Here is a 4,093-nt window from a genome sequence, read left to right as displayed (position 1 = left end):
ATTACGATCCGGAGGTGGGGCGGTTTGTTACGCAGGATCCGATTGGGTTGTTGGGCGGTAGTAATTTGTATGGTTATGCTCCCAAAACAAACGGGTGGATTGACCCTTTAGGGTGGTGCGTGACTACTAATGTCACCAGAGGGTCGGCAGGGCAACCGTTGAAAGCAACCGCCACCATAACCCAGAAAGACTTGGGGACAGGAACGGCAACTAATGAATCATCTCGGTTTTGGGCTAGATCGCTGGGTAATTCAGATGATGATGCTGGGCATATAATTGGTAAGCTACTTGGCGGTTCGGGTGGGAAAGATGGTGTGTTTCCTCAGCTTTCCAAGGTGAATAGAGGATTGTTTAGGGATTATGAGAGGCAAATATTTAACGATATATCAAAAAATGGGCCAATTGATGTGGAATTGATTTTTAAGTATGGGGCTGGTGGTACAAGGTCGACAAAAATTTTGTATAACTTATTTAGGAATGGAGAATTGCTTGATGGCAAAATATTCCTCAACTAACACAGGTGATTCCCTCAGAGAGGTCGTGTATTTAACTTTGAATGGTTTTATGAATGAAATGTATGGATGGGAGAAGAAGTACTATAAAAAAAGTATGGAGGCACTTGAGGATGAGTCCTTGGAAGAATCGCTGCAGAATCACATGCGGGCTGATTTGTTGATTATATTCTCTAAGTATGTGGTTCAAGTTGATAGAAATTATGATCGATTAGCAAATCTGGTTTGCGGGAGTAACCCGGAATATGACCCGGAAAACGACAATGTAGGGGGGGTTGAGGTTAAGGGGGATTTTGCATCGGTAGTAATAGAAAAGAACACTGGACTTTCAACAGTGTATCGATTGGTTTTTTCGGTCAAAGATGGTAACTGTGTAATTCAGGGGCGTGACTTTAAGTCTGGTGGTAAGTGGAGTAAAACATATGTTTGAATGACCAAGGTCTCCCAGTTTCATCAAAAAAATACTATTTGTTGCGGAGTAGAGGAATTCATAAAATTTTGGATGTGGAGAAATCTAAATATGAGTTAAGGCTTGATTCGGTTACTAAGGATCCAGAAGTGGATTTTTTTCATTCGGGTAGAGTAATTTTTGACGCTATATCCGATATACGCATAAAAAAAGATATTTGTGATTTAGATTTTTTTATTTCTTCTGAGATGCTGAGAGGGGAGTATGTTTTTTCAGTCGGGCTTGGGGAGAAAATCATTAGGCTTGGTATGAAAGGTGTGATGTTAATACCAATGTCAGAGTTGGTATATGATGCGAAGTTAGATTTTTAGTGTTGATAAAGGTTTGGTGGTAATTAAGTTTGTATAGTGTGCTTCTGAAGGCGGTTTGAGATGGTGGCCGGTTTTTAATTGGTTGCGGCGTTCTTTAATAAACTGGTTTTCGGAGAGGCTGAGATTATAGCTTGGCCTCTAATATTTACGCTGTTATCGCAAACAGTAAGTACGCAATAGACGGATCGCCGACCCGCTCGGGCGCACGATCAAATACCGCTATCACCACCTGACCCCGCTGATCACCCAGGTGGACTCCCCCGACGGCAGCACATGGCGGGCCCGTTACGACGACAAAGGCAACCTCATCGCCGAAGTCGACGCCCTCGGCCACACCACTGAATAACCGGTAATCAAAAAAATATCGTTTCAATCACAATGCAGGGTGCGAGGGGACGGGACTTCACCCAGGCATATAAAGAGGCAGGTATCAAAGCTTCGGCAGCCGATGATTATACTTGGCATCACGTTGATGACTTTGATCCGAAAACCGGTAAGACCACTATGCAGTTAGTCAAAACATCAGCCCATGAAGCGACATTTCCACATGGCGGCTCTGTTGCTCAGTTTGAAAAGCATTTCGGTCTACCTTCTGGTTCTTATGGCAATACTGATGCTGTAGGTATCTCGCACTCTAAGGGCTGGCTGAATGGGCGGGCTCCGAAAGCTGCCTCTACAACTTGTTAGTAAGGAGACAATGATGGGTGTACTGAAAGTATCGAAGTCCGATCCGGAAGTGAATAGTTCTGATCTCAGTTTGCTGGAGGACGAGATCGGACATACATTGCCTGAAGGCTTTAAAAATTTTTATTTAACTCATAATGGTGGGGTTGCAGATAGAGATTGGTGGGATAGTGGTGATGAATATGAGCCTGTTCGAATAAAGAAATTTAAAGCAGTTGCAGCTAGTGGTGCTTTGGATGCTGCAGAGACAAAATATTTAAGCGGTTGTTATGCAGTGATGACCTCTAAAAATGTGATACCTAAAACATTGCTGCCGTTTGCGACTGACGACGGTGGTAACTTTTTCTGTCTGGATTTGACTGATGGTGATGTGTGTTTTTACGCAACTGATTCCTTTGATTCGAATAGTAGTTATGCCGCCAATCATGCAAAGGCCTATCGTTGGCTCGCAAGTTCATTTGACGCTTTTGTTGAGGGTTTAAAGGACGAATCTGAGATCGACCTGTAAAATCGAAGGCCAGAGGAGCCGTGACAGGGATCGCGATGACCTGCACAGTGAGGCGGACAATGATTGTCATTTTCCGCTTTTTTCAATAACACCGGTCTGGATTAGGGTGTTTTATAAAACCAACTACTAGGGAAGTACTCATCTCAGGCAGCAATCATCCACAGCCGCTTCAACGGTGACAGGTCAGCTGATCTCCACCTTCCGCCACGGCAAAGGCTTTCTGGTTTATTCTGCTGTTCGCAATTGTATTGTTGTGCTTGGTAGGAGTTTGTTATGGAAAAAGAAGTTTCGGTGGTTGAGGCGTTGAAAGGCTTTATGTCAGAAATGCGAGATTGGGAGACAGCTTTTCGCGATGAGCAGATGAGCCTGATCGATGCGGATAAAGATACGTCTGATTGTGATAAAAAATATGAAGCAGAACTTAAGAGAATTCTAACCAAGTTTTCTGTATCAGATGAACGCAGCTGGGCTCGACTGGTAGATCTGGGTTGTGGGTCTCCTCCGACTTATGATCCTGAGAGGAATGTAATAAGTAAGCCTGTTCAAGAAGGCAAAAATTACACTGTGGTTGTCGAGCAAATGGCTAGGCTAAAGGCTGTGTATAAGTTTGTTCTGAAAAATACTGAAAATGGGTGGTTGATAGTGAGAAAAGAAACAAAAAATGGAGATAAATGGAAAAAAGCGGCTCTCTGACCTTCGTATAGAAAACGGTGGGGTATTCTGCTGCACCGTTGGTGCGATATTTTTTTTGCGTATTTAGTTGTTTATCGGTGGTCAAGAATTAGTGGGGGTTGAGCCGTTCTTTAAAATTTTAACTGCAGAGTGGTGTAAGGTTTCTTAAGTCACTTTTCTCTATAATCAGAAATTACATGGGACGCATCGGGTCGAGTAATCAAGTGCTTGCGCCGACCAACAGATAAATCACCTGTACTACGGCAGTGGCCACCTGCACCAACTCAACCTCGACGGCCAGCTCATCAGCGACATCGAGCGCGACGACCTGCACCGCGAAGCCCTGCGCACCCAGGGCGCGCTCACCAGTTGCTTCGGCTACGACGCGATGGGCCGCAAGAGCTGGCAGTTCGCCTCGCGCCTGCCGGCGGAAAAACTCTCGCGCATCCACAACCCCGGAGTTCAGCCTGACCTGCTGGTGGAACACGCCTACAACCCGATCCATCGCCGTCACCAGTACGACCCGGCTGGCGAGTTGACCCGCACCCTCGACAAACTGCGCGGCGAGATCAAGTACGAATACGAAGCCAACGGCCAGTTGATCGACAGCGAAGAATTCCGCTACGACGCCGCGGCGAACCGGCTGAACTTCAACACCAGCCAATTCGACCACGTCAAGGACAACCGTCTCAAGCGCTGGCGAGATCAGGAATATGCCTACGATGCGTGGGGCAACCTGATTGAGAAACGCAGCGGGATGGGCACGCTGCAGACGTTCACGTATGACTGCGAAAACCGCCTCGTCAAAGCTGAGACGATGGTCAACGGCAAGCTGGAAAGTACCGGTGCGTATCGTTACGACAGCCTTGGGCGGCGGGTTGGCAAGGTGTCAGAGGTCGATGGCGTCACCGAGCAGAAGCATTTCCTGTGGCAAGGC

At 46.3% G+C, this 4,093-nt stretch carries 7 protein-coding genes and 1 pseudogene; all 8 read left to right on the top strand.

What is annotated here, in order from left to right:
• On the top strand, positions 1–515 hold a 515-nt coding region (locus D8U69_RS00420; protein ID WP_177434535.1), incomplete at its 5' end, for a DNA/RNA non-specific endonuclease.
• Positions 493–942, top strand: coding sequence for an NTF2 fold immunity protein (locus tag D8U69_RS00415; protein WP_177434534.1), 450 nt, complete (start codon positions 493–495; stop codon positions 940–942). The genes D8U69_RS00420 and D8U69_RS00415, both read left to right, overlap by 23 nt.
• Positions 939–1,292, top strand: a complete 354-nt coding sequence (locus D8U69_RS00410) for a hypothetical protein (RefSeq protein WP_130904584.1) — start codon at positions 939–941, stop codon at positions 1,290–1,292. Before D8U69_RS00415 ends, D8U69_RS00410 begins: the two co-directional genes overlap by 4 nt.
• A gap of 250 nt (positions 1,293–1,542) precedes the next feature.
• Entirely contained in the window at positions 1,543–1,638 is a 96-nt protein-coding gene (locus D8U69_RS29660; RefSeq protein WP_241668512.1) for a hypothetical protein, read from the top strand.
• A gap of 32 nt (positions 1,639–1,670) precedes the next feature.
• Complete coding sequence (locus D8U69_RS00400; RefSeq protein WP_130904582.1) at positions 1,671–1,979, top strand: HNH endonuclease; 309 nt, start codon at positions 1,671–1,673, stop codon at positions 1,977–1,979.
• Positions 1,980–1,992: 13 nt separating this feature from the next.
• Positions 1,993–2,484: an SMI1/KNR4 family protein gene (locus D8U69_RS00395; protein ID WP_056854513.1), complete on the top strand. Its 492-nt coding sequence runs from the start codon at positions 1,993–1,995 to the stop codon at positions 2,482–2,484.
• A 273-nt stretch (positions 2,485–2,757) separates the two neighbouring features.
• Complete coding sequence (locus D8U69_RS00390; RefSeq protein ID WP_130906437.1) at positions 2,758–3,177, top strand: NTF2 fold immunity protein; 420 nt, start codon at positions 2,758–2,760, stop codon at positions 3,175–3,177.
• Positions 3,178–3,394: 217 nt separating this feature from the next.
• Positions 3,395–4,093: pseudogene (locus D8U69_RS00385) on the top strand (RHS repeat domain-containing protein); the annotation flags it as partial.

The organism is Pseudomonas sp. Sample_16, assembly GCF_004307665.1.
Lineage (GTDB): Bacteria > Pseudomonadota > Gammaproteobacteria > Pseudomonadales > Pseudomonadaceae > Aquipseudomonas.
This window is presented reverse-complemented; position numbering and strand designations above follow the sequence as displayed.